This window comes from Streptomyces cinnabarinus (assembly GCF_027270315.1).
Classification (GTDB): Bacteria; Actinomycetota; Actinomycetes; order Streptomycetales; family Streptomycetaceae; genus Streptomyces; species Streptomyces cinnabarinus.
The window spans coordinates 584595-607541 of the sequence record NZ_CP114413.1 but is presented as its reverse complement, the minus strand read 5'-3'; the positions used below and the strand labels follow the sequence as shown (position 1 = coordinate 607541).

Below are 22947 nucleotides of genomic sequence, written 5' to 3'. Positions count from 1 at the left end.
CCCACGCGGCCGACCCGTGCCATCCCGTGCCACACCATTCCCCATACCGATAGCGTGGCCCTGACCGCACTGGTCGGAGGGGACGTGGAGGAACGGTGGAGAGCCAGGAGCAGGCCGGGCAGGCCCGCGTACGGCTGCCGCAGCTGAAGCTTGACGAGCTGCTGGAGGAATTGCAGGCCCGACTCGACGCTGCCCGGGGCACGCGCGACCGGGTGCACAGCCTGCTGGAGGCAGTGCTCTCGGTCGGTCGGGAGCTGGACCTGGAACAGGCCCTGCACAGCATCGTCGAGGCGGCTGCGGCGCTGGTGGACGCGCGGTACGCCGCGCTCGGGGTGATCGGGGCGGACGGAAAGCGTCTGTCGGCCTTCCACACCGTCGGCGTCAGCGAGGAGCAGATCGCCGAGATCGGCCCCTACCCGGAGGGCCACGGCATCCTCGGCGAGCTGATCCGCCACCCCGAGTCGCTGCGCCTGGCGAAGCTCTCCGAGCACCCCGCCTCCTACGGCTTCCCGCCCCACCACCCGCCGATGCACACCTTCCTGGGCGTCCCGATCCGGGTCCGCGACCAGGTCTTCGGCAATCTGTACCTGACCGAGAAGGCGGGCGGGGCGCAGTTCGACGAGGAGGACGAGTCGGTTCTGTCGACCCTGGCCGTCGCGGCCGGTGTGGCCATCGACAACGCCCGGCTGTACGAGGAGTCCCGGCTGCGGGAGCGATGGCTCCAGGCCAACGCCGAGATCACCCACAGCCTGATGTCCGGAGCCGAGCGCGGTGAGGCGCTCGGACTGATCGCCCGGCGGGCCAAGGAGATCACCGGCGCGGTCCTCGCCGTCGTGGCCATGCCGGTGGAGGACACCGACGCGCTGCGGGTGGACCTCGCGGTCGGCAAGGGCGCCGAGGCCCATCAGGGGCTGGTGCTGCCGGTGGACGAGAGCCTCATCGGCCGGGCCTTCTCCACCGCCGAGTCCGTCACCAGCACGGACGTCACCCGCGACGAGGAGGCTACGGACCCGGACTCCCGGTTCGCTGGACTGGGGCCCGCCGTGGCCGTGCCCATCGGGACCGCCGACGGTGTGCGCGGCGTGGTGCTGCTGGTGCGTGAGGCGGGCCGGCCGGTGTTCTCCGACAAGGAGACCGTGCCGTTGCAGAGCTTCGCCGCGCAGGCCGCGATCGCGATGGAGCTGGCCGAGCGGCGCCGGGACGCCGAGGAGATCGCGGTGCTTAAGGACCGCGACCGGATCGCCCGCGACCTGCACGACCTCGCCATCCAACGGCTGTTCGCGACCGGGATGACCCTGCAGAGCGCGGGACGCTTCATCGAGCACCAGGAGGCCGGGGACCGCGTGGCGCGGGCCGTGGACGACCTGGACGAGACCATCAAGATCATCCGGTCGACGATCTTCGGACTGCGGGCGCGCGAGGACGGCGCCGGGACCGGGCTGCGGGCCCGGGTCGTCCGGGCGGCCGGTGAGGCGGCCCCGGTCCTGGGATTCGCCCCCAGCGTGCGGATGGAGGGGCTGGTCGACACGGACGTGCCCCGGGAGATCGCCGACCATGTGGTCGCCGTGCTCTCCGAGGCCCTGACCAACGTCGCCCGCCACGCCCGCGCGGGGCGCGCCGAGGTGGTGCTGGAGACCGACGGCCGCGAGGTGTGGCTGGCGGTCACCGACAACGGCGTGGGCACACCGGCCGAGGGCCGGCGCAGCGGACTGCGGAACATGGCCGAGCGGGCCCAGCAGTTCGGCGGGGAACTGGAGTTGAGCACCCCGGAGGGCGGGGGGACCCGGCTGGTGTGGCGGGTTCCGGTGCCGGGTGGTCAGTAGCGGGGCGGGCTGACCCGGCGGATCAGCCGAGGCACAGCACGAGCAGGCACAGTTCCGACGGCGCCGTCGCCGAGGGCGATGGCGCGGGGGTGGCCGGGGCTGTGGCCGTCGGCTCCGGGATCGTGCCGGGCGCGACGGAGGCGGCCTGCGACTGGGCGGCCGACGTCACCGAGGGCAGGGGAGCGACCGGATCGCGCGGCCGGTCCGCGGTCGGCGTGGCCGTGGGTACGACCGCGACGGACTGCTCGCGCGGGGCGCTGGGCGCCGACGGCCGGGCGGTCGGCGTACCGGGCCGCGCACCGGGCGTGCCCGGCGGTGTCGAGGCAGGGGCGGTGGGCTCGGTGTGCCGCTCCTCGGCGGTGCCCATGGCCGTGTTGTCCGGTGCCGTGGCCGCCTGGGCCCGGTCCCCGGACTGCCGGTCCATCGAGGCGACGGTGAGGCCGCCACCGACCAGCGCGACCGCGGTGGCCACCACGGCCCGGCGCTGGTTCTTCTTCCAGCGGGCCCGTTGCCGTCGCCGAGCCGCCCGGCCCGCCGGGGCGGTAGTCACGGCAGCCGGGTCCTCGGCCGGTGGTTCGACGGCGGGGTCCGCGTCGTGCCAGGTGTCGTCGGGGCCGACTGCCCTGGGCGCCATCGCCATGGGGGGAGCGATGTCCGGGGCGTAGGCGCCGCAGCCGGGGCACACCAGGGCACCGTTGAGATGCCGACGGCACGAGGAGCAGTAGTCCATCCGGGGTCTTCCTGACTCGGCTTTCGCACGGGGGATCGATCGGCCAGAACCGTAGCGAGCCATTGGACAGGCCGTGTGCAGCCTGTGTGCCGCTCCTGCACAGAACTCGTGCGGCAGTTCAGCAGTGAGGAAGTTCACCCGTGCGGCACGACGGCGACCGGGCAGTGCACGTGGTGCATCACCGCGTGCGCCACGGGTCCGGTGTGCGCGCCGATCCTGGCCGGGCGAATCCTGCGGCCGACGATCAGCAGACCGGCGTCCCGCGCGGTGTCGAGCAACCGCTGAGCCGGGCGCCCCTCCTCGACCACCGTGACGACCTCCACCGTGGGGTGCTTCCTCCGCCACGGCGCGAGCACGGCCTCCAGCGCCTGCTCGGCCCGCTGCCGCACCTCCCTGTGCGCTTTCGCCTCCAGCGCGGGCGGTACGTACGGCAGCCGCCAGGCGTGCACCACGCGCAGCGGCGCGGCCCGCAGCGTCGCGGCCTCGAAGGCGAACGCGAGCAGGTCGTCGCACTGCTGCGCCGGGTCCACACCGACCACGAGCGGGCGATACGGCGTGTGCGCGGACCGTCGTCCCGCCTCGTCCGGCTCGTGCTCGTCCTCGAGCGCCTGATCGGCCCGGACCAGCACGACCGGCCGGGTCACGTGCGCCACCGTCGCCAGCGCCACGGAACCCGCCATGAGACCGCCGAGACCGCTGAACGCCCGGCTGCCGAGGACCAGCAGTTCGGACTCGTCGCCCGCCGCGACCATGGCGTCGGGCGCGGGCCGGGGAATCTGCTCGGCACTCAGGTACACCTGCGGATAGCGCTCGTTGAGCCGGTCCAGGCCGGCACGCAGGATCCGCCGCGCCCAGTGACGAGGCGCCTCCAGCTCGGGCAGATCCGACTCGCCGGGCGGGACACCGCCTTCCCAGGCGTGCACCAGCCGCAACGGCAGCCCGCGCCGGAGCGCCTCCCGGGCCGCCCAGTCGGCGGCGGCGAGGCTCTCGCGGGATCCGTCCAGTCCTACGACGATGGGGCGAAGCATGACCGACACCTCCCGGAGCGGCACCCTCGCGTGCCTACGTGGGGTTCCCGCACCCTCAGGATCCGTCCGAGGGCAGGGTGTCCGACAGAGGCCGGGGGACCGGGCCGGAGGGCCGAACGGCCCCTTATGCCGCCGGTCAGTGGCGCTGGGTGGCCGGAACCCGCCGGGTCGCCGCGTGGCGTACCGCGGTCTCCGTGAAGACCAGGGCGGCCAGCGCCACCGCGGCGAGCAGCAGCAGGCCCAGCGCGTACGAGCCGTAGGCACCGTAGAGGGAGCCCATCACCAGGGGCGGTACGAAGCCGCCGAGGCCGCCCGCGGCTCCGACCACGCCGGTCACCGAGCCGGTGCGCTCCGGCGGGGCGAGCAGCGCCACGAACGCGAACGTCGCCCCGCTGCCGGAGCCCAGCGCGGCCGCCATCGCCAGGAAGGCGATCGTGCCCACCGGGGCCAGGGACGGTGTGAAGGACTGCGCGAGCGCGCTCACGACGACCACGGCCAGGGAGCCGGACAGCACCCGCACTGGACCGATCCGGTCCGACAGCCAGCCGCCGACCGGCCGCATCGCCACCGCCAGCAGCACGAATCCGGCCATGCGGTTCGCCGCGTCCGTCTGGGTGAGCCCGTAGGCCGTCTTGAGGTAGGTCGGCAGGTACACGGAGAAGGCGACATAGCCGCCGAACGCCACCGCGTACAGCGCCGACGCCTGCCAGGTGAGGGGCAGCCGCAGGGTGTCCGCCAGGCGCCGCAGCAGCGGTTCGGTCGGCGCCGCGCGTCCCGGGGCGTCCCGCAGGACGAGCGCGGCCACCACCGCGTAGACCACCAGGACGGCGGTGCAGACGAGGAACGGGTTGGCGGTGCCGTACGCGTCCACGAGCTTCACCGTGGTCAGCGCGCTGATCGCCGTACCGCCCATGCCCATGCCGAAGACGCCGATGGCGAGACCGCGCCGCTCGGGCGGGAACCAGGCGCTGACGAATGGCACCCCGACCGCGAACGCCGTCCCGCCGATGCCGAGGAAGAAGCCGCCGACCAGCAGCGCGGTGAGTGAGTCGTGCCCGGCGAGCCCGACGTACAGCACCGGGACGACCGTGGCCGCCGAGACCAGGGGGAACATCACCCGTCCGCCGTAGCGGTCGGTCAGCGCGCCCACCGGGATCCGGCCGAGCGACCCGACCACGACCGGGACGGCCACCAGCAGCGACTGCTCGAAGGACGACAGGTCCAGGTCGTCCTTGAAGCGCGGTCCGAGCGGGCTGAGCAGTGCCCACGCCCAGAAGTTCACGGCGAACCCGACGGTGGCCAGGGCCAGCATCAGCCAGGCGCTCGGGGACACCGTCGGGCTCGGGCGCTCGGGGGACGGGGACTGCGCCATCTCGGGATCCCTTCGGACTGCGGGCGGATATGTGATCAGGTTCGCCGAACACCACCGGTCCCGCCCCTGGGCCGAAGAGCCCCGCAAGGCGCCGGGCCCGGTCCGGTCCACCGGGACCCCTGGGGCCGGAGCCGTGCCCATTGAGCCCAGCGGGTAGGGCCGGTTGGCTCATGTGCCGTGGGCGCCCGGCGTCGAGGCTGGGAGGAGGCGGCGTACGAGGAGGCGCGAGATGACCACCGCGACGACACCCCGGCCGGACAGGACGCTCGCCACGGAGCACCGCGGCCGGCTCATGGGCCTGGCCCGCGAGGCCCTCTTCCCCGCGGGCATCCGCCTGTTCCACGAAGGCGGCCGGGCCGACCACTTCTGGATCATCCGGTCCGGCACCGTGTCGCTCGACATGCGTGTGCCGGGCCACCGCCCGGTCGAGCTGGAGACCCTCGGCCCCGGCGATCTGCTGGGCTGGTCCTGGCTCTTCCCGCCGTACCGGTGGCGGTTCGGCGCCCGGACGGTCGGGCCGGTGCGCGCACAGGAATTCGACGCGCACGTCGTACGCCGGATGTGCGCGGACGATCCCGCCATGGGCCACACCGTGGCGCTGTGGGCCGGGGCGGTCGCCACCCGCCGCCTCCAGGCCGCCCGCACCCGCCTCCTCGACCTGTACGCGCCCTACGGCAGCGGCAGCCGGGGCTGACCTGGACGACACCATGGACGGCACCCCGAGCATCGTGAATGACGTGATGACCCGCGACGTCGTGGCCGTGCGGCGCGACGACGCGTTCAAGGACCTGGTCAAGGCCATGCGCCGGTATCAGGTCAGCGGTCTGCCGGTGGTGGACGACGAGCAGCGGGTCCTGGGCGTGGTCTCCCAGACGGATCTGCTGGTGAAGGAGGAGCTCCACGGAGCCGACCCGCTCCGGACAGCCCGGCCAGTCGACCTGGCCAAGGCGGAGGCGCGCACGGCCGCCGAGCTGATGACGGCGCCAGCGGTCACCATCGACCCCTACGACACGCTGGCGCAGGCCGCCCGGACCATGGCGCGCTACGGGGTCCACCGGCTGCCGGTGGTCGGTGAGGACGGTGTGCTGAAGGGCATCGTCAGCCGCTCCGACGTGCTCAAAGTGTTCCTGCGGGACGACGAGTCCATCGCCCGGGAGGTGCGCTCGGACGTCGTGGAGTTCCTCTTCCCCGAAGCTCCGGACGCCGTGCGGGTCGACGTCCGCGCAGGCGTCGTACGGCTCACCGGCCGTGTGCACGGCACCGCCCTCGTACCCGTCGCGGTGCGGCTGGCGCGTGCCGTCGAGGGAGTGGTCGGCGTGGACTGCGAGCTGCTGGGCCCATGGCGTCGGCCCGCCCTCGAACCCGACCTCGCCGACGGCCGAGCCCAGGACGGTTGAGGAGCGGCCCGATCCCGGACGGGCGAGGGGGTGTCGACGATGCGGAGAACGTCCGGTCCCCGCGTACGGAGAGTGTGGTGGTGGCGCTGGCGGCGCAACGACCTGCGGCGCCGCAGCGACCGCGTGGAAGCCTGGATCGTGCTGATCGGCTGGATCCTCGCCCTCGTGGGCGGCCTGTGTGCGGCGCTGGTGACCCGGGCCGCCGTCGCGGACGGCCTCGCCGAACGACGCGCGCAGGCGGATCCGGTCGCCGCCGTGATCACCGAGAACGCGCCGAGGACGCCGTCCGCGGACGACCTCAGCGACGGCTCGGTGTGGGCCGAGGTCCGCTGGACCGACTCCAGCGGTGACACCCGTACCGGTCTGGCGAAGGTCGAGCCCGGCCGCGAGGCGGGTTCCTCCGTCACCGTCTGGACCAGGGACGGGGATGAACTGGTCGCTGCGCCTCCCTCCACCACGCAAGCGCGGTTCGAGTCGGCGCTGCTGGGCGCGTGGGCCGGGCTGGCCGCCGCCGGCGCGGCGGTCGGCTGCGGCCGGCTGGCCCGCAAGGGCCTGGACCGGCGACGCGTGCAGGACTGGGAGACGGAGTGGGCCTCGGTCGGCCCGCGGTGGCGCCGCAGGATGAACGGCTGACAGGGCACGGCAGGCACCCGGAAGGCGGCACGAGAGGCGGGAAGGACCTACCCGCTTCTCGCGGATCCGGATTGCGCGGTGCACGGCCCGAAGCCGCTTCTCCGCGTCTCGAGTCAGGGTCCTTCCCGTCACCTCCAGCACACCACACCCGCCCGGGAACCACCAGGGCCGCTCCGGCCCTCCCTTCGGGCCGCACGGCTCATGCGCTCCGAGCCCTGACGGAGTTCGCTGGCAGGTGAGGAGGAATCACATCGACCCGAGGGGGAGAGGACCGTGGGCACGAGTCTCACACCGGAGTTCTGGGAGCGGTTCACGCTCCTGCTGTTCGCGGCGATGGGCGTGACCTTCGTCCTCACCGCACTCTTCGACGCGCTGGCGCTGCGCCGCACGATCCGCCGGACGCGGAAGATCCCGGTCATGCCCGTGCAGAACAGGAACGCGGTGGTCAGGCCAGCGTCTCCGACCCGGCGCCGCGCTGGTCGAGCCGGAGCGCCGTACGCGTAGTACCCCACCCGCCAGGACGACGAGGACGACGACGTGGGGCAGCGGCCCCTCATCCCGTGCGGCTCTCCGGGCGCCCGTGCGACCGTGGACGGGAGCACCGGGGCCGTGTACCGCGGCCGGACGGAAGGCGGTGGGCCATGGAGGAGCTGCCCCTGGTCGCGGGCGTCGACGGATCACCCGGCAGCCTTCAGGCGGTCGACTGGGCCGTGGACGAGGCCCGGCGGCACAGTCGGGAGCTGCGTCTGGTGCACGCGTCCTTGTGGGAGCGCTACGAGGGTGTGGTGTCCTCGGACGATCCCGACCGCCCGTCCGAGCAGACGGCGGCCGAGGAGGTCGTCGCCACCGCCGTGGAGCGCGCCCGCCGCCGCGACCCCGGTGTGCGGGTTTCCTCCGATGTGATCCCCGACGAGGCGACGCACGTTCTGCTCGGCGAGGCGCATCGTGCCTTCGCGGTGGTGACCGGAGCGCGCGGCCGCGGCGGGCTCGCCGGACTGCTCCTCGGCTCGGTCGCGCTGACCGTCGCGGCTCGCGCGCACGGACCGGTGATCGTGGTCCGCGGGGACAAGGCGGGCCTTGCCGGCACCCACGAGCGGATCCTGCTCGGCGCCGCCGACCCGGAGATCGCCCGAGAGGCGACCCGGTTCGCCTTCCGCGAGGCCGAGGCCCGCGGCTGCGTCCTGGACGTCGTACGGGCCTGGCGCCGGCCCGCGCGCCCGGCGGCGGAGGACCACGACGAGCGGGCCTCGGCCCTGCTCGACGCCCTCGTGCACGAGGCGACGGCCGATCACCCGGACGTGCGGGTGCGCTCCGCCACGGTGGAGGGCCCGGCCCGCACGGTGCTGCTGGACCGGTCGGCCGCCGCGGATCTGGTGATCATCGGGACCCGGCAGCGGTCGGGCCGCTTCGGCCTCCAGTTCGGCCGGGTCGGACACACTCTGCTCCACCACGCGCACTGCCCCGTCGCCGTCGTCCCGCAGCTGGAGTGACCATGGAGCAGCCCGGTACCCCCTTGAGCGAGGTCCGCGCCGTCGTGTTCGACACGGACGGAGTGATCACCGACTCGGCCCGTGTGCACGCGGCCGCGTGGAAGGAGGCGTTCGACGCCTTCCTGCGGGCGCATCCGCCCGCTGATCCCGAGCAGCGGCGGCCGTTCGACGTCCGGGACGACTACCTGCGCCACGTCGACGGCAAGTCCCGCCTCGACGGCGCCGCCGCCTTCCTCGCCTCGCGTGGCGTGGACACATCCGACACGACCGTGCGGGCCGTCGCCGCCGACAAGGAGGAACGCTTCACGCGGCGGCTGCGCGAGCAGGGCGTGGAGGCCTTCCCCGGCACGGTCCGGCTCGTGCGCGCGCTGCGCGTCGCCGGGACACCCCTGGCGGCGGCCTCGGCCTCCCGGCACGCGGGAGAGCTGCTCACCCGGGCGGGGGTACGCGACCTGTTCGACGTCCTCGTGGACGGTGCCGAAGCGGCCCGGCTCGGTCTGCCGGGCAAGCCGCATCCCGACCTGTTCCTCACCGCCGCCGACCGGCTCGGCGTCCCCGCCGACCGCGCCGCCGTCGTGGAGGACGCCCTCGCCGGCGTGGAGGCGGGCCGACGCGGAGGCTTCGCTCTGGTGGTGGGCGTGGACCGGGCCGCCACGGGGGACTCGGCGGACAGACTGCGCCGCCACGGCGCCGACATCGTCGTACGAGATCTGGCGGAACTGCTGGGTGAGGAGCCGACGTGACGGGATGGACCTGGGAGTACGAGGGCTATGAGCCCGCGGACCAACGGTTGCGCGAGTCCCTGTGCACGCTGGGCAACGGCTACTTCGCCACGCGGGGAGCACTCCCGGAGTGCGTGGCCGACGACATCCACTATCCGGGCACCTACGTCGCGGGCTGCTACAACCGGCTGACCTCCGACGTGGCGGGGCGGCAGGTCGAGAACGAGGACATGGTCAACGTCCCCAACTGGCTGCCGCTGCGGTTCCGTCCGGTCGGCGGATCCTGGCTCACCCCGGACACCGCGACGGTGCTGGAGCACCGGATGGACCTGCTGCTGGCCTCCGGCGTGCTGGAGCGCCGCACCCGCTTCGACCTCGGCGAGGGAGGAGTTCTGTCGGTGCTCCAGCGGCGGATCGTGCACATGGCCGATCCGCATCTGGCCGCCCTGCGCACCGAGTTCACCGCCGAGGGCTTCTCCGGCGAGCTGGAGGTGGAGGCCCTGCTGGACGGCTCCGTCACCAACGCCGGTGTACCGCGCTACCGCGACCTCGACGGGCGCCATCTGACCCATGTGCACGCGGGCACCGCCGTGCCGGAGACGGTGTGGCTGCGCTGCCGCACCCGCACCTCCGACATCCGGATCGGCATGGCCGCCAGGCTGGTCTCCGAGGCGCCGGTCGTCGTCCGGAACAAGAGCCCGCGCACCACCCAGCACACCGTCCTGAGCCTGGCCGAGGGCAGAACGGTCACCGTCGACAAGATCGTCGCCCTGCACACCTCGCGCGACCCGGCCATCAGTGACCCGCTGTACGCCGCGATCGACCGGGTCGGCCGTGTGCCCGGCTTCGACGACCTGCTGGTGTCCCACCGCACGGCCTGGAACCAGCTCTGGCGCCGGGCCGCCCTGGACGTCGCGGGCGAGGCGGGGCGCATTCTGCGGCTGCACCTCTTCCACGTGCTCCAGACCCTCTCCCCGCACACCGCCGACCTGGACGTGGGCGTGCCCGCCCGGGGCTTGCACGGCGAGGCCTACCGCGGCCATGTGTTCTGGGACGAGCTGTTCGTGCTGCCCTTCCTCAACCTGCACTTCCCCGAGGTCTCCCGGGCCCTGCTGCGCTACCGCCACCGGCGCCTGGAACAGGCCTGCACATCCGCCCTTGTGGTCGGCCGCAGAGGCGCCCTGTACCCCTGGCAGAGCGGCAGCGACGGGCGCGAGGAGACCCAGCAGCTCCACCTCAACCCGCGCTCGGGGCGCTGGCTGCCGGACAACTCCCGGCTCCAGTACCACGTCGGCTCGGCCATCGCGTACAACGTGTGGCAGTACTACGAGGCCAGCGGCGACATGGAGTTCCTGCACACCAAGGGTGCGGAGATGCTGCTGCGGATCGCCCGGTTCTGGGCGGACGCGGCCGTCCACGACGACACGCTCGGACGGCACCGCATCAAGGGCGTGGTGGGCCCGGACGAGTACCACGACGCCTATCCCGAAGCGAGCGCGCCCGGCCTCGACGACAACGCCTATACGAACGTCACCGCGGCCTGGGTGCTCGCCCGCACCCTGGAGCTGATCGACGCCCTGCCGGAGCCCAGGCGCCGCGAGCTCACCGAACGCACGGGCCTCGACGGGAGCGAGCTGGAGCGGTGGGAGGAGGTCTCCCGCACGCTCCACGTGCCCTTCCACCGCGGGGTGATCAGCCAGTTCGACGGCTACGGCGAGCTCGCCGAGCTTCCTTGGGCGGAGTACCGGCAGCGCTACGGCGACATCCGCCGTCTGGACCGGATCCTGGAGGCGGAGGGTGACACCGTCAACCGCTACCAGGCATCCAAACAGGCCGACGTCCTGATGCTCGGCTACCTCTTCGCCCCGGCCGAACTGCGGGACCTGTTCAGCAGGTTGGGGGTGCGGTTCGACGACGACATCTGGCACCGCACGGTCGACTACTACCTGCACCGCACCAGCCACGGCTCCACCCTCAGCGGACTGGTCCACGGCTGGGTGCTCGCCCGTGCCCGGCGCGCGGAGGCGTGGAAGTTCTGCCAGGAGGCCCTCCAGGGCGACATCGCGGACGTCCAGGGCGGCACCACCGGCGAGGGCATCCACCTCGGCGCCATGGCGGGCACCCTCGACCTCGTCCAGCGCGGGCTGACCGGCCTGGAGACCCGCGGGGGAGCGCTGTGGCTCGACCCGGTACCGCTGCCGGAGCTCTCCTCCTACGGTTTCGCCCTGCGCTACCAAGGCAATTGGGGTGTGCGGGTGCACCTGGAGCGCCGCGAGCTGGACATCGCCGTGCCGTCCTCCGACCAGTCCCCGATCGAGGTGCGGCTGCCGGACCGCACGGTCGTCGTCGAGCCGGGGGAGACGGTACGGCTGAAGCTGCCGGACTGAGAGGTCTCCGCGTACCGCGCTCAGCCGGTCGGGACCACGGCGACCGGGCACGGCACGTGGTGCAGGGCCGCGTGGGCGACCGGCCCGAGCTTCCAGGTCAGGTGCGAGGTCTGGTGCTTGCGCCCCACGACGGTGAGGCGGGCGTGGGCGGACGCGGTCAGCAGCACCTGCGTGGCCGGGCCCATGGCGATGTGCTGGACCACGGGCACGTCGGGGAACTTCTCCCGCCACGGTGCCAGCGTCTCCGCCAGGCGCGCCCCCGCCATCTCCTCGACCTCGTCCGCTCCCGGCTGCGCCAGCAGCGTGGTGGACAGGGGCAGCGCCGTCACCGCCCGTACCCGGCATCCGTGTGCCGCGGCCGTGGTGAACGCGAACTCCAGCAGGGCGTCGGCCGCACGGTCCTCGGGTCGGCCGACCCCGACGACGATCTCGTCCTTCTCCGCCGCCGCGGGCTGCTCCCAGCCCGCTTCCACGGCGGGGTCGTCCGCCCGCACGGCGACGGCCGGACACGGCGCGAGGCCCAGGACGTGCAGGCTGATGGAGCCGAGCAGGAAGCTCGCCACCGAGCCGTGTCCGCGCGAGCCCAGGACGAGCAGCTCCGCGTTCTCGGCCCGGTCCAGCAGCGCCCGCGCCGCGGGAGCGGAGACCAGCTCCGTGGTCAGGTCCAGGTCGGCGTACCGGTGCAGCAGCGCGGCCGAGGTTTGTTGCAGGACCTCCTGGCCGTACAGCCGCTTGTGGTGCGCCTCCTGGGCGATCGGCACGTCGAGCGGCTGGGTGGTCCAGGAGTGCAGGAGCAGGACGGGCAGGCGCCGGTTCACGGCTTCGCGTGCGGCCCACCATGCGGCCGTCACACTCTCGGGCGAACCGTCGAGCCCGACGACGACGGGTCCGGTCATGACGCACCTCCGGTGTCGGCGCGGCGGCCCGGTGGCGGCCCTGCCGCGCGGGTACTCCCCCTCTTCCAGGCTCGGCTCCCGCGGCCCTTCCGGGGAGGGCCGACCGGGGCGCTCCGCGGGCCCGGACGGCCCTGTGCGGGACGCGCCGGATGGGGAGAGCCTGGAAGCCCGGCTCTCCGGAAACCCGGATCCCGTCAGAGCCCGGAGAAGGGAGACCGGCGATGAACGGTCCTGTGGTCGTGGGAGTGGACGGATCGGAGTCGAGCCTGACCGCGGTGGAGGTCGCCGCCCGGGAGGCCACTCTGCGGGGCGTCGGCCTGCGGCTGGTGCACGCCTTCGGGTGGCCGTCGCTGCACGTGCCGTCCCGGGTGCCGCCCTGGAGCCCGGCGAGCGCCGGGGTGCGCGAGCTGATCGACGGCACCCTCACCGAGGCCGAACGGCGGGCGCACACGATCGCACCGCACCTGGACATCGCGCGCGAAGTCGTCGTCGGCGAGCCGCTGATGGTGCTGGAACTCGAGACGCGGACCGCCTCCCTGGCCGTCGTCGGCAGCCGGGGCCTGAGCCGCTTCGGCAGCCTGCTGCTCGGCTCCACCGCCGGGCACCTCGCCGCCCACGGCCGCTGTCCCGTCCTGATCGTGCGGGGCAGGCCCGAACCGGCCGGACCGGTCCTGCTGGCGGTGGACGGTTCGCCCCGCTCCGAGGCCGCCGTCGAGTTCGCCTTCGCGTACGCCTCGCTGCACGGCACGGGACTGCGGGCCCTGCACGCCTGGAACACCCGCACCGAACGGGTCTACGAGTCCCCTGGTGACCCGCCCTTCGTCACCTACGACGAGGGTCGGCTGCACGACGAGGAGGAGCGGCTGCTCGCCGAAGCGCTCGGCGGGCTGGGCGAGAAGTACCCGGACGTCGAGGTGGAGCGCCGGCTGGTGCGCGGCCGGATCCGGCACACGTTGATCGAGGCCACCGCCGAAGCCGGTCTCGTCGTGGTCGGGGCCCGTGGCCGCGGCGGCTTCACCGGGCTCCTGCTCGGCTCGGTCAGCCAGGCGGTGCTGCACCACGCCCAGTGCCCGGTCGCCGTCGTCCGCGCCGAAGGGGAGTAGTCATGGACGGGCGGGCGACCACGGCGGTCGCGGGGGAGGGCGCCCATGAACTGGCCGCCGAGGTCGTGGCGGCCCGCCTGGAAGTCGACCCGGCGACCGGACTCAGCGGCGCCGAGGCCGCCGTACGCGCGATGGAACACGGGCCCAACCGGCTGGCTGAACCGGCCCGCCGCCCGGAGTGGCTGAAGTTCCTCGACCAGTTCCGCAACTGGCTGATCGGCATTCTGCTGATCGCCGCCGTGGTGGCCGCCGTGATCGGCGACATCAAGGACGCGGTGGTGATCACCGTCGTCCTCCAGATCAACGCCGTGCTGGGCTACCTCCAGGAGCGGCGCGCCGAGCGCAGCTTGGAGGCCCTGCGCCGGATGCTCGTCCCCACCGCCCGGGTCCGTCGCGACGGCGCCGAACGCGAGATCGAGGCACTGGCGCTGGTCCCCGGGGACGTGGTCCTGCTGGAGGCGGGCGACCGGGTACCGGCGGACGGACGGCTGACCGTCGCGGAGTCGGTGGAGGTCGCCGAGGCCGCCCTGACCGGCGAGTCCCAGCCGGTCGCCAAGAACGTCGGGCCGACCGGTCCGGTGCCGCTCGCCGAGCGCACCGGCATGCTGTTCATGAACACCGCGCTCACCCGGGGCCGCGCCGAGATGATCGTCACGGCCACCGGGATGCGGACCGAACTCGGCGCCATCGCCGAGGCGTTGCGCACCGGCGCGGAACCGCCGAGCCCGCTCCAGATCCAGCTGGACAGCCTCGGCCGCCGCCTGGCCCTGCTCAGCGGCGTCGCCGTCGCCGCGTACGCGCTGGTGGCGCTGGTGCGCGGGGAGGGACTCGGGGACCTCGCCCTGCGCGCCGTGGCACTGGCCGTCGCCGCCATCCCCGAGGGCCTGCCGGCCGTCCTCGCCCTCACCCTGGCACTCGGCGTCCACCGCATGGCCCGCCGCGGCGCCATCGTCAAGCGCCTGGCCTCGGTGGAGTCCCTCGGCTCGGCGACGGTGGTGTGCAGCGACAAGACCGGCACCCTGACCCTGAACGAGATGACCGTCCGCTCCCTGTGGACCGCCGGACGCCTCTACGACGTCACGGGCGAGGGCTACGACACCCGGGGCGCCGTCCGCGACAGCGCGGGCACCGACCGCTCCGAGGAACTGCGGGACGCCGTCCTGCCGTTCGCGCTCTGCAACGACGCCCGCCTCACCGACGACGGCTTCGTCGGCGACCCGACGGAGGCGGCCCTGGTCGTCCTCGCCGCCAAGACCGGCATGGACGCCGACGGACTGCGCGCCGAGCAGCCGCGGGCCGCCGAGCTGCCCTTCGACGCCGCGACGAAGTACATGGCCACCTTCCACACCGAGCCCGGCGGACGCACCCGCGTCCACGTCAAGGGCGCGGTGGACGTCCTGCTGGAGCACTGCGCCGAGGCGCTCACCGACGAGGGCGCGACGGAACTCGACGACGGCCGCCGAGGCGAGATCCTCGCCGTGACCTCACGGCTGGGCGGCGCGGGCCTGCGGGTCCTGGGCGCCGCCACCGCCGTACTCGACGGGCCGCCCGACCCCTCCGCGCTGCCCGCCCTCACCCTGGTGTCGGTCGCGGGGATCGCCGATCCGCCGCGTCCGCAGGCCCGGGACGCGATGGCCCTGTGCCGGTCGGCCGGTGTCGAGGTGAAGATGATCACCGGTGACCATGCGGACACCGCGGCCGCCATCGCCCGCGAGCTCGACATCCGCGGCGCGGTGGTGACCGGCGCCGAGCTGGAGGGGATGACCGAGGAGGAACTGGCCGAACGCATCGAGGGCGTCGGGGTGTTCGCCCGGGTCGCCCCCGAGCACAAGGTCACCATCGTGCGGGCGCTGACCGGCCGCGGGCACGTCGTCGCCATGACAGGCGACGGCGTGAACGACGCGGCGGCGCTGCGGGCGGCGCACATCGGCGTGGCGATGGGCCGCACCGGCACGGACGTGGCCAAGGAGGCCGCCGACGTGGTCCTGACCGACGACGACTTCTCCACGATCGTGCGGGCCGTGCGCGAAGGCCGGGCCATCTACGACAACATCGTCAAGTTCGTGCGCTTCCAGCTGTCCACCAACGTCGGCGCCATCCTGACCCTGCTCGGCGCGTCCCTGGCCGGACTGCCCGCCCCGCTGAGCGCGGCCCAGCTCCTGTGGATCAACATCATCATGGACGGGCCGCCCGCGATGGCCCTGGCCGTCGACCCGGCCCGCGACGACGTGATGCGGCACCCGCCGCGCGATCCCGAGGAGCGGATCCTGGACGCCCGCCGCCTTGTGGCCATCACCCGGGCCGGCGCGGTGATGGCCCTGGGCACCGTGTGCCTGCTGGCCCTGGCCCGCGGACGGGTCGCCACGGATACCGCGCTGACCATGGCGTTCACCACGTTCGTGCTGTTCCAGCTCTTCAACTCGCTCAGCGTGCGAGCGGACGACGGCCCGCTGCTGGGCCGCCACCAACTGCGCAACCGCACCCTGTGGCTGTGCCTGGCGGGCGTCCTGGCCGTGCAGGTCGCCGCCGTCCATGTGCCCTGGATGCGCAGCGTGTTCGGCACGGTCCCGCTCGACGCGGTGCAGTGGGCGGTGTGTGCGGCGACGGCCTCCACGGTGCTGCTGGTGGAGTTGGCCGTGCGCGGGACGCGGCGTGGTGCGCGCTAGGCGGAGGGGCGCCCGGACTGCTCCGGCTGCTCCAGGTGCGTGGCCAGCACCGCCGCCTGCACCCGCCGATGGACGCCCAGCTTGGCCAGCAGCCGGGAGATGTGGTTCTTGACGGTCTTCTCCGACAGGTACAGCCGTTTGCCGATCTCGCGGTTGGTCAGCCCGTCCCCGATCAGCGCCAGGATCTCCCGCTCGCGCGGCGACAGACCGGCCAGCTCGGGCGCCTCGGCCGGTTCCGCCGCGGGTTCGGTGCGCAGGGACTTCATCAGCCGGGCCGTCGTGGCGGGGTCCAGCATCGACTGGCCGGAGGCGACCGTGCGCACCGCGGCGACCAGGTCGGAGCCGCGGATCTGCTTCAGGACATAACCCGACGCCCCGGCCATGATCGCGTCGAGCAGGGCGTCCTCGTCGTCGAAGGAGGTCAGCATCAGGACGGCCAGTTCCGGCATCCGGCTGCGCAGCTCGCGGCAGACGGTGATGCCGTCGCCGTCGGGCAGCCGCACGTCCAGGACGGCCACGTGCGGCCGTACGGCGGGGGCGCGGATCAGGGCGTGCTCGGCGTTCGCGGCGTCGCCGACCACGGAGATGTCGGCCTCGGCGTCCAGCAGGTCGGACACACCGCGCCGAACGACCTCGTGATCGTCCAGCAGGAAGACGCGGATCGGATCCTGCGGCGTGAAGGTACGTGACTCGGGCATCTCGACCCCTTGGTCCCCGGGCTGTGGACGGACTGCGGGCCGTCCATACGACGATCGTCACCCGCTGGGGCCGAAGCTACCAGGGCCGACCGGCCCTAATTGCCGAACGCCCCGTCCGGCTCCGCGTGACCGTCCAGGGCGAACAGCACGTCCACGACCCCCTCGACCGCCCGCGCCAGCCGCGCCGCCACCGGCACCAGGGAGGTGTCCCGGACCCGCCCGCCCAGCCGTACGACGCCCTCGTGGACCGAGACCCGCACCGCCGAGGCCGGAGCCGGGAAGAGGTGGGCCACCACCTCGCGGCGGACCTCCTCGGCGATCTCCTCGTCGTCCCGCAGGAACACCTTCAGCAGGTCGGAACGGCTGACCACGCCCTCCAGGCGGTCCGTGTCCCCGACCACGGGCAGCCGCTTGACGCGCGCCCTCGCCATGATCCGGGCGGCCTGTGCCAGCGTCGTGTCCGCCCGGACGGTCAGGGCGGGCGCGGTCATCAGCTCGCCGGCCGTCACCGAACCGGCCTTGGCCAGGTCGGACAGCCGACGCAGCTGGGTGTAGCGGTCCGGGTCGCTGTCGCGGAACTCCTCCTTGGGCAGCAGATCCGCCTCGGAGACGACTCCGAGGACCCGCCGTGCGCCGTCCACCACCGGAAGGGCGCTGACCTTCCGGTCGTGCAGCGTGCGCACGATGTCCTTGAAGGCGGCGTCCCGGCGGACGACGGCGACGTCGCGGGTCATCACATCACTGACCACGTGCGGGTATCCGTGCACGGTGACTCCTTGGTCCGGTGCGGTCCGGGGGCGAGCGGAGAGCGCCGCTCACCGGTACAGGTCGAGCAGCCGGGTGCGGGCCGCCTGGAGCCGGTGGGACACCACCTCGCCCACCCAGCAGGCGAGGCTGCGGCCGAACTCGGGGTCGTCCCGGGTCATGGACCGGACGACCTCGGCGTCGAACTCGTACGCGCGCAACGGCGTCGCCGCTTCGGCTCCGAGGTGCCAGACGTGCGGGGTGAGCAGCCAGGACCAGCCGACGAGGTCGTTGTGCCCGAGCGACTCGATGACGGCGGCCCGACGGCCGGGGACCCGCATGTCGAGCTCGACCGTGCCGGTACGGATGATCCAGAAGCGGTCGGCGCGACCGCCCTCCTCGAACAGCCGCGCCCCGGCGGGGAACGACACCTCGCGGGCGATCGCCATCAGCCGCTGCCGGTGCTCGGCGGGCAGCGCCCTCGGCAGGCTCTGGGTGACAGGGACGTTCATGGCGGGCCTCCACTCGGGCGTACCGGAGTTACCACCTCCAGCGTGTGCGGGCGGGGAGCCGCGAACCATGGGCCACTCGGCCCCGCCGTGAAGCCCTTCGGCACTGGGCGTGCCGGGAAGGTCCCGTGCGTCACCGCGGCCCGGCCGACGCGGTCCAACAGGGCCTTTCTTAGGGGCCGTTCAGCCCTCCGGCGGCCGACCTTCGGCACCGGGCGGCGGAGTTGGCAGTGGCACGACAGTTGCTTCGTCAGCACAACGAATCCGCATTGAAGGGACCAGATCATGGCCGTGCACGAGCACCCTCACCGGACCCACGGGTTCCATCTGCCCGCGCTCCGCAGGAACCGTACGGCGTCCCCCACCGCGGACACCGCACAGGACACCGCCGTCACCGTCACCGGAGTGGCCGCCTACGCGCTGGCCTCCCTCCGGCTGCTGACCGGGTTCGTCTTCCTGTGGGCCTTCCTCGACAAGACGTTCGGGTTCGGCTACGCCACCCAGTCCGGCAACGGCTGGATCGACGGCGGATCGCCGACCGAGGGCTTCCTCGGCCACGTGGCCGTCGGGCCCATGGAGTCCACCTTCCACGACTGGGCCGGGGACGCCTGGGCGGACTGGCTGTTCATGCTCGGTCTGCTCGGCATCGGCGTCGCGCTGATCGCGGGCATCGGTCTGCGCCTGGCCGCCGTCGCCGGCACCGCCATGATGGCGCTGATGTGGATCGCCGAATGGCCGCCGGCCAAGCACCTCTCGGACGGCTCGCCCAGCATGTCGACGAACCCCTTCGTCGACTACCACCTGATCTACGCCGTCGTCCTGATCGCCCTCGCGGCGACCGGCGCGGGCGCCGTCTGGGGGCTCGGGAAGATGTGGGCCAAGCTCCCCTTCGTCAGCCGCAACCCCTGGCTGCGGTGACCCCGGCGAGCACGGCGGGCCCCCGCCCCGGGGCCCGTCGTGTAGGCCGGTCGGTCCCGGCCGGGGACCTGCGGCCCCTGCCCGCCCGCACCTTTCCGGCCGAGGCTTGAAACAGATCCACCGATCAGGAGGCATCACCATGGTCCGCACTGTTGTCGCAGGTCTCGACGGATCGCCCGAGAGCCGGGCCGCCGCGGAATGGGCGGCACGCGAGGCGAAGCTGCTCGGCCTGCCGCTGAAGATCGTCCAGGTCTGGGAACCGGTGCCGGCCCACCTCGCCCAGGCCCCGCTGCTCGGTACGGAGACGCACCAGCACTGGAGTGAGCGGATCCCGCGCGAGACCGCGGAGGGACTGCGCCTGCGTCACCCGGGTGTCGAGGTGACCACGGCACAGCTCCACGGCACCCCCGCCGAGGCCCTCACCAAGGCCGCCGAGGACGCGGAGCTGATCGTCCTCGGGTCCCGCGGAATGAGCGGCATCGGAGGGTTCATGGTCGGCTCCGTCGGGCTCTCCGTCGTCGCCCACACCGCGCGCCCCGTCGTGCTGGTCCGCGCCGGTGAACAGGCCGCCGACGAGCACGTGGCCGACCCGGCGGGCATCCCGTCCGCCGCCACGCCCTACCGGCCCGTCCTCCTCGGCCTCGACGCCGCCCACCCGGACGACGCCGTACTCGAGTTCGCCTTCGAGGCGGCCGCGCGGCGAGGCACCGGCCTGCGTGTTCTCTACGGCTGGAACCTTCCGCCGTACTACGTCTACGGCCTCACCGCCGACGCGGAACTGCACGACGAGATCGCCGGGCAGCACGCCGTCGAACTCGCCCGGGCGCTGCGCCCCTGGCGGGAGAAGTACCCCGCCGTGGAGGTCACGGAGCAGGTTCCGTCCGGCAGCCCCGGCGTGCGTCTGGTCGACGCGGCGCAGGAGGCATCCCTGGTCGTGATCGGCCGCCGGGTCCGGCGCAGCCCGTTCGGCGCCCACATCGGCCCGGTCGCCCACGCCGTCCTGCACCACTCCACCGCCCCCGTCGCAGTCGTCGCCCACGACTGACCCACCCCCAAGGCCCTAGGAGCAGCAACCATGAAGGCAGCGGTCGTACGAGCCTTCGGCGAGCCCCTCGTCATCGAGGAGCGCCCCGACCCCGAGCCGGGCCCCGGACAGGTCCGGATCAGGGTCGAGGCGTCCGGGCTGTGCCACACCGACATCCACGCCGCCCACGGCGACTGGCCCGTCAAGCCGAACCCGCCGTTCGTGCCCGGCCACGAGGGCGTCGGCCTCGTCGAGCAGCTCGGCGACGGCGTCACCCACCTGACCGTGGGCCAGCGGGTCGCCGTGCCGTGGCTCGGCCGGGCCTGCGGCCGCTGCGAGCACTGCCTGTCCGGCTGGGAGACGCTGTGCGAGCAGCAGATCAACACCGGCTACGGCTGTGACGGCGGCTACGCCGAGAAGATGCTCGCCTGGGCCGACTTCGCCCAGCCCGTCCCGCAGGGCGTCGACCCCTTCGACGCCGCCCCGCTGACCTGCGCCGGAGTCACCACGTACAAGGCCCTGAAGGTCGCCGACGTGCGGCCCGCCCAGCTCGTGGCGGTCTCCGGCGTCGGCGGGCTCGGCCATCTGGCCGTGCAGTACGCGAAGATCGCCGGGGCGACCGTGGCGGCCGTCGACGTCACCGACGAGAAGCTGGAACTCGCCGCTGAGCTGGGCGCGGACCTCGTCATCGACGCCCGCAAGCACGACGTGGGAGAGGTCCTCAAGCGGTACGGCGGCGCCCACGCGGCCATCGCCCTCGCCGTCAACGAGGACGCCTTCGCCGCCGTCAACTCCGGGCTGCGGCGCGGCGGAAAGCTCGTCATGGTCGCGCTGCCGGCGCACGGGACCATCCAGGTCCCGATCTTCGACACCGTCCTGAACGGCACCTCGGTGATCGGCTCCATCGTCGGCACCCGGCAGGACCTCGCCGAGGTCTTCCAGCTCCACGCGGCCGGACGCACCAAGGTCATCCGCGAGACCCGCCCGCTGGACTCCGTCAACGACTCCATCGACGAGGTCCTGCGCGGCCAGGTCCCCGCCCGGATCGTCTTCGACCTCGGTGCGGGACGGTGAGCGCCGTGGACCGCCCCCTGGTCGTGGGCGTCGACGGCTCCGAACCGAGCCTGCGCGCGGTGGACTGGGCCGCCGACGAGGCCGTCCTGCGCGGCATCCCGCTGCGGCTGGTCTACGCCTGCCTGTGGGAGCGCTACGAGGGCGCCGCCCTCGCCGCGGAGCTCGGCAGACCCGGCGAGCAGCCCACACCGCACGACGTCGTCAGCGCCGCCACCCGACGTGCCCACGCCCGGCAGCCCCACCTGAAGGTGACCGCCACCGTGGTGTTCGAGGAGCCTGAGTACGCGCTGGTGCACGCGGGTCGCGAGGCCGCCGCGCTGGTCGTCGGCACCCGCGGCCGCGGCGGCATCGCCGAACTGCTGCTCGGCTCGGTCAGTCTCGCGGTGGCCGCGCACGCCGACTGCCCGGTGATCGTGCTGCGCGGCAGCCACGACAACCAGGCCACCCCTCCGGTGCGCGGCCGGGTCGTCGTCGGGGTGGGGGAGCACGCCGAGCCGTCGCCGGCCGTGCGCTTCGCCTACGCCGAGGCCCTGCGCCGCGGGGTTCCGCTGGAGGCCGTACGAGCCTGGCGGTGCCCCGCGCACGAGAGCACCGACCACCCCCTGCCGGCCGACGCGCCCGCCCGGCTGCACGAGGAGCACGCCGAGAAGGCGCTCGACGAGGCCCTGCGCGACGCCCCGCCCGACCTGGAACTGATCCGCCGCACCGTCGAGGGCCACGCCCGCCGGGTGCTGGTGGACGCCTCGCACCACGCCGATCTGCTGGTCGTCGGGGTCAGGCGACGGGAGGGGCGCTTCGGGCTCCAGCTCGGCCGGGTCGCACACGCGGCGCTGCACCACTCCGCCTGCCCGATCGCCGTCGTACCCCAGCCGGAGTGAGCGGGTTACAGGCTCGCCGCGTGGTCCGGGACGTAGTTCTGCAGATCACGCGGCGGGCGTTCGTACCCGGTCGGCGCCGGACGGTCCGGGAGTTCCAGGACCGGCGGGGGCACGTCCTGGTACGGCACCGAGCCCAGCAGGTGGGCGATCATGTTCAGCCGGGCCCGGCGCTTGTCGTCGCTCTCCACGACATACCAGGGCGCCTCGGTGATGTCGGTGTGGACCAGCATCTCGTCCTTCGCCCTGGAGTAGCTCTCCCAGCGGGTGATCGACTCCAGGTCCATCGGCGACAGCTTCCAGCGCCGCACCGGATCCTCCAGGCGGCGCCGGAAGCGGTCCTGCTGCTCGGCGTCGCTGACCGAGAACCAGTACTTGCGCAACAGGATCCCGTCCTCCACGAGCATCCGCTCGAACAGGGGGCATTGGCGCAGGAAGAGCTGGTACTCGGCCTTGGTGCAGAAGCCCATCACATGCTCCACACCGGCCCGGTTGTACCAGCTGCGGTCGAACAGCACGATCTCCCCGGCGGCCGGCAGATGCTCCACGTACCGCTGGAAGTACCACTGGCTGCGCTCCCGCTCGGTCGGCTTGGGCAGGGCCGCGATCCGTGCCACGCGCGGGTTGAGGTGCTCGGTGACCCGTTTGATGGTGCCGCCCTTGCCCGCCGCGTCCCGCCCCTCGAAGATGACGACGAGACGGGCGCCCTCGGCGCGCACCCACTCCTGCAACCGCACCAGCTCCGTCTGAAGGCGCAGCAGTTCACTCTCGTACGTCTTGCGCGGCAGCTTCTCCGCCTTGTTGCCGGCCATGCCGTCTCCCACCGCCCGTCGACCCTGTCGATGACTCAGGAGCCTT

General features: G+C 73.4%; 22 protein-coding genes. 14 read left to right on the top strand and 8 right to left on the bottom strand.

Annotation, left to right across the window (positions count from 1 at the left end; all coding sequences use genetic code 11):
* The first annotated feature begins 95 nt into the window (after positions 1-95).
* Positions 96-1823: a sensor histidine kinase gene (locus STRCI_RS02795; RefSeq protein WP_269657194.1), complete on the top strand. Its 1728-nt coding sequence runs from the start codon at positions 96-98 to the stop codon at positions 1821-1823.
* A gap of 22 nt (positions 1824-1845) precedes the next feature.
* Here STRCI_RS02795 and STRCI_RS02790 read toward each other — a convergent pair whose 3' ends face one another.
* The 3 genes from STRCI_RS02790 to STRCI_RS02780 all read right to left on the bottom strand — a co-directional run bounded on the left by STRCI_RS02790 (position 1846) and on the right by STRCI_RS02780 (position 4953).
* Positions 1846-2553 (bottom strand): SCO2400 family protein, encoded by a 708-nt coding sequence (locus tag STRCI_RS02790; protein ID WP_269657193.1) that lies wholly within the window; start codon positions 2551-2553, stop codon positions 1846-1848.
* A 134-nt stretch (positions 2554-2687) separates the two neighbouring features.
* Positions 2688-3581, bottom strand: coding sequence for a universal stress protein (locus tag STRCI_RS02785; RefSeq protein ID WP_269657192.1), 894 nt, complete (start codon positions 3579-3581; stop codon positions 2688-2690).
* A gap of 136 nt (positions 3582-3717) precedes the next feature.
* Complete coding sequence (locus STRCI_RS02780; protein ID WP_269657191.1) at positions 3718-4953, bottom strand: nitrate/nitrite transporter; 1236 nt, start codon at positions 4951-4953, stop codon at positions 3718-3720.
* Between the two features lie 229 nt (positions 4954-5182).
* Here STRCI_RS02780 and STRCI_RS02775 point away from each other — a divergent pair, with 229 nt between their 5' ends.
* From STRCI_RS02775 to STRCI_RS02745, 7 genes are all read left to right on the top strand, one after another.
* The gene (locus STRCI_RS02775; RefSeq protein ID WP_269657190.1) at positions 5183-5647 is read left to right on the top strand and encodes a cyclic nucleotide-binding domain-containing protein; all 465 of its coding nucleotides are present in this window, start codon (positions 5183-5185) and stop codon (positions 5645-5647) included.
* A 13-nt stretch (positions 5648-5660) separates the two neighbouring features.
* Positions 5661-6350 (top strand): CBS domain-containing protein, encoded by a 690-nt coding sequence (locus STRCI_RS02770; RefSeq protein ID WP_269657189.1) that lies wholly within the window; start codon positions 5661-5663, stop codon positions 6348-6350.
* A gap of 39 nt (positions 6351-6389) precedes the next feature.
* Positions 6390-6983 carry an Rv1733c family protein gene (locus STRCI_RS02765; RefSeq protein WP_269657188.1) on the top strand — a complete coding sequence of 198 codons (594 nt, stop codon included), beginning with the start codon at positions 6390-6392 and terminating at the stop codon, positions 6981-6983.
* A 273-nt stretch (positions 6984-7256) separates the two neighbouring features.
* Positions 7257-7487 carry a hypothetical protein gene (locus STRCI_RS02760; protein ID WP_269657187.1) on the top strand — a complete coding sequence of 77 codons (231 nt, stop codon included), beginning with the start codon at positions 7257-7259 and terminating at the stop codon, positions 7485-7487.
* Positions 7488-7624: 137 nt separating this feature from the next.
* A complete protein-coding gene (locus STRCI_RS02755) occupies positions 7625-8473 on the top strand; it encodes a universal stress protein (protein ID WP_269657186.1) in 849 nt (282 codons plus the stop codon).
* A 2-nt stretch (positions 8474-8475) separates the two neighbouring features.
* Positions 8476-9216, top strand: coding sequence for an HAD family hydrolase (locus tag STRCI_RS02750; RefSeq protein WP_269657185.1), 741 nt, complete (start codon positions 8476-8478; stop codon positions 9214-9216).
* Positions 9213-11582: a glycoside hydrolase family 65 protein gene (locus tag STRCI_RS02745; RefSeq protein ID WP_269657184.1), complete on the top strand. Its 2370-nt coding sequence runs from the start codon at positions 9213-9215 to the stop codon at positions 11580-11582. Before STRCI_RS02750 ends, STRCI_RS02745 begins: the two co-directional genes overlap by 4 nt.
* A gap of 20 nt (positions 11583-11602) precedes the next feature.
* Here the strand turns inward: STRCI_RS02745 and STRCI_RS02740 are convergent, their stop codons facing one another.
* Positions 11603-12478, bottom strand: coding sequence for a universal stress protein (locus STRCI_RS02740; RefSeq protein ID WP_269657183.1), 876 nt, complete (start codon positions 12476-12478; stop codon positions 11603-11605).
* Positions 12479-12699: 221 nt separating this feature from the next.
* Here STRCI_RS02740 and STRCI_RS02735 point away from each other — a divergent pair, with 221 nt between their 5' ends.
* Both STRCI_RS02735 and STRCI_RS02730 read left to right on the top strand, forming a co-directional pair.
* Positions 12700-13581, top strand: coding sequence for a universal stress protein (locus STRCI_RS02735; RefSeq protein ID WP_269657182.1), 882 nt, complete (start codon positions 12700-12702; stop codon positions 13579-13581).
* A gap of 2 nt (positions 13582-13583) precedes the next feature.
* Positions 13584-16247 carry a cation-translocating P-type ATPase gene (locus STRCI_RS02730; RefSeq protein ID WP_269657181.1) on the top strand — a complete coding sequence of 888 codons (2664 nt, stop codon included), beginning with the start codon at positions 13584-13586 and terminating at the stop codon, positions 16245-16247.
* On the opposite strand, the gene STRCI_RS02725 is transcribed toward STRCI_RS02730, so the two are convergent.
* From STRCI_RS02725 to STRCI_RS02715, 3 genes are all read right to left on the bottom strand, one after another.
* Entirely contained in the window at positions 16244-16945 is a 702-nt protein-coding gene (locus STRCI_RS02725; RefSeq protein ID WP_269657180.1) for a response regulator, read from the bottom strand. The genes STRCI_RS02730 and STRCI_RS02725 overlap by 4 nt on opposite strands.
* A 95-nt stretch (positions 16946-17040) precedes the next feature.
* Entirely contained in the window at positions 17041-17712 is a 672-nt protein-coding gene (locus STRCI_RS02720) for a CBS domain-containing protein (protein WP_269657179.1), read from the bottom strand.
* 48 nt (positions 17713-17760) lie between these two features.
* Positions 17761-18201, bottom strand: coding sequence for a cyclic nucleotide-binding domain-containing protein (locus tag STRCI_RS02715; RefSeq protein WP_269657178.1), 441 nt, complete (start codon positions 18199-18201; stop codon positions 17761-17763).
* A gap of 282 nt (positions 18202-18483) precedes the next feature.
* On the opposite strand from STRCI_RS02715, the gene STRCI_RS02710 reads away from it, so the two are divergent.
* The 4 genes from STRCI_RS02710 (at position 18484) to STRCI_RS02695 (ending at position 22092) form a co-directional block, all read left to right on the top strand.
* Positions 18484-19116: a DoxX family protein gene (locus STRCI_RS02710; protein ID WP_269657177.1), complete on the top strand. Its 633-nt coding sequence runs from the start codon at positions 18484-18486 to the stop codon at positions 19114-19116.
* Positions 19117-19255: 139 nt separating this feature from the next.
* A complete protein-coding gene (locus STRCI_RS02705; RefSeq protein ID WP_269657176.1) occupies positions 19256-20161 on the top strand; it encodes a universal stress protein in 906 nt (301 codons plus the stop codon).
* Positions 20162-20191: 30 nt separating this feature from the next.
* Positions 20192-21214 (top strand): zinc-dependent alcohol dehydrogenase, encoded by a 1023-nt coding sequence (locus STRCI_RS02700; RefSeq protein ID WP_269657175.1) that lies wholly within the window; start codon positions 20192-20194, stop codon positions 21212-21214.
* Positions 21211-22092: a universal stress protein gene (locus STRCI_RS02695; RefSeq protein WP_269657174.1), complete on the top strand. Its 882-nt coding sequence runs from the start codon at positions 21211-21213 to the stop codon at positions 22090-22092. Before STRCI_RS02700 ends, STRCI_RS02695 begins: the two co-directional genes overlap by 4 nt.
* A gap of 5 nt (positions 22093-22097) precedes the next feature.
* Here STRCI_RS02695 and ppk2 read toward each other — a convergent pair whose 3' ends face one another.
* A complete protein-coding gene (gene ppk2, locus STRCI_RS02690) occupies positions 22098-22901 on the bottom strand; it encodes a polyphosphate kinase 2 (RefSeq protein ID WP_269657173.1) in 804 nt (267 codons plus the stop codon).
* Positions 22902-22947 lie beyond the last annotated feature (46 nt).

Excerpts from the sequence above, each read along its gene's own strand:
- STRCI_RS02770 (WP_269657189.1), top strand. The coding sequence starts at position 5,661 with ATGGACGGCACCCCGAGCATCGTGAATGACGTGATGACCCGCGACGTC.
- STRCI_RS02715 (WP_269657178.1), bottom strand. The coding sequence starts at position 18,201 with ATGAACGTCCCTGTCACCCAGAGCCTGCCGAGGGCGCTGCCCGCCGAG.
- STRCI_RS02780 (WP_269657191.1), bottom strand. The coding sequence starts at position 4,953 with ATGGCGCAGTCCCCGTCCCCCGAGCGCCCGAGCCCGACGGTGTCCCCG.
- STRCI_RS02705 (WP_269657176.1), top strand. The coding sequence starts at position 19,256 with ATGGTCCGCACTGTTGTCGCAGGTCTCGACGGATCGCCCGAGAGCCGG.
- STRCI_RS02700 (WP_269657175.1), top strand. The coding sequence starts at position 20,192 with ATGAAGGCAGCGGTCGTACGAGCCTTCGGCGAGCCCCTCGTCATCGAG.
- STRCI_RS02730 (WP_269657181.1), top strand. The coding sequence starts at position 13,584 with ATGGACGGGCGGGCGACCACGGCGGTCGCGGGGGAGGGCGCCCATGAA.
- STRCI_RS02725 (WP_269657180.1), bottom strand. The coding sequence starts at position 16,945 with ATGCCCGAGTCACGTACCTTCACGCCGCAGGATCCGATCCGCGTCTTC.
- STRCI_RS02755 (WP_269657186.1), top strand. The coding sequence starts at position 7,625 with ATGGAGGAGCTGCCCCTGGTCGCGGGCGTCGACGGATCACCCGGCAGC.
- ppk2 (WP_269657173.1), bottom strand. The coding sequence starts at position 22,901 with ATGGCCGGCAACAAGGCGGAGAAGCTGCCGCGCAAGACGTACGAGAGT.
- STRCI_RS02785 (WP_269657192.1), bottom strand. The coding sequence starts at position 3,581 with ATGCTTCGCCCCATCGTCGTAGGACTGGACGGATCCCGCGAGAGCCTC.
- STRCI_RS02790 (WP_269657193.1), bottom strand. The coding sequence starts at position 2,553 with ATGGACTACTGCTCCTCGTGCCGTCGGCATCTCAACGGTGCCCTGGTG.
- STRCI_RS02765 (WP_269657188.1), top strand. The coding sequence starts at position 6,390 with ATGCGGAGAACGTCCGGTCCCCGCGTACGGAGAGTGTGGTGGTGGCGC.
- STRCI_RS02710 (WP_269657177.1), top strand. The coding sequence starts at position 18,484 with ATGGCCGTGCACGAGCACCCTCACCGGACCCACGGGTTCCATCTGCCC.
- STRCI_RS02740 (WP_269657183.1), bottom strand. The coding sequence starts at position 12,478 with ATGACCGGACCCGTCGTCGTCGGGCTCGACGGTTCGCCCGAGAGTGTG.
- STRCI_RS02735 (WP_269657182.1), top strand. The coding sequence starts at position 12,700 with ATGAACGGTCCTGTGGTCGTGGGAGTGGACGGATCGGAGTCGAGCCTG.
- STRCI_RS02750 (WP_269657185.1), top strand. The coding sequence starts at position 8,476 with ATGGAGCAGCCCGGTACCCCCTTGAGCGAGGTCCGCGCCGTCGTGTTC.
- STRCI_RS02775 (WP_269657190.1), top strand. The coding sequence starts at position 5,183 with ATGACCACCGCGACGACACCCCGGCCGGACAGGACGCTCGCCACGGAG.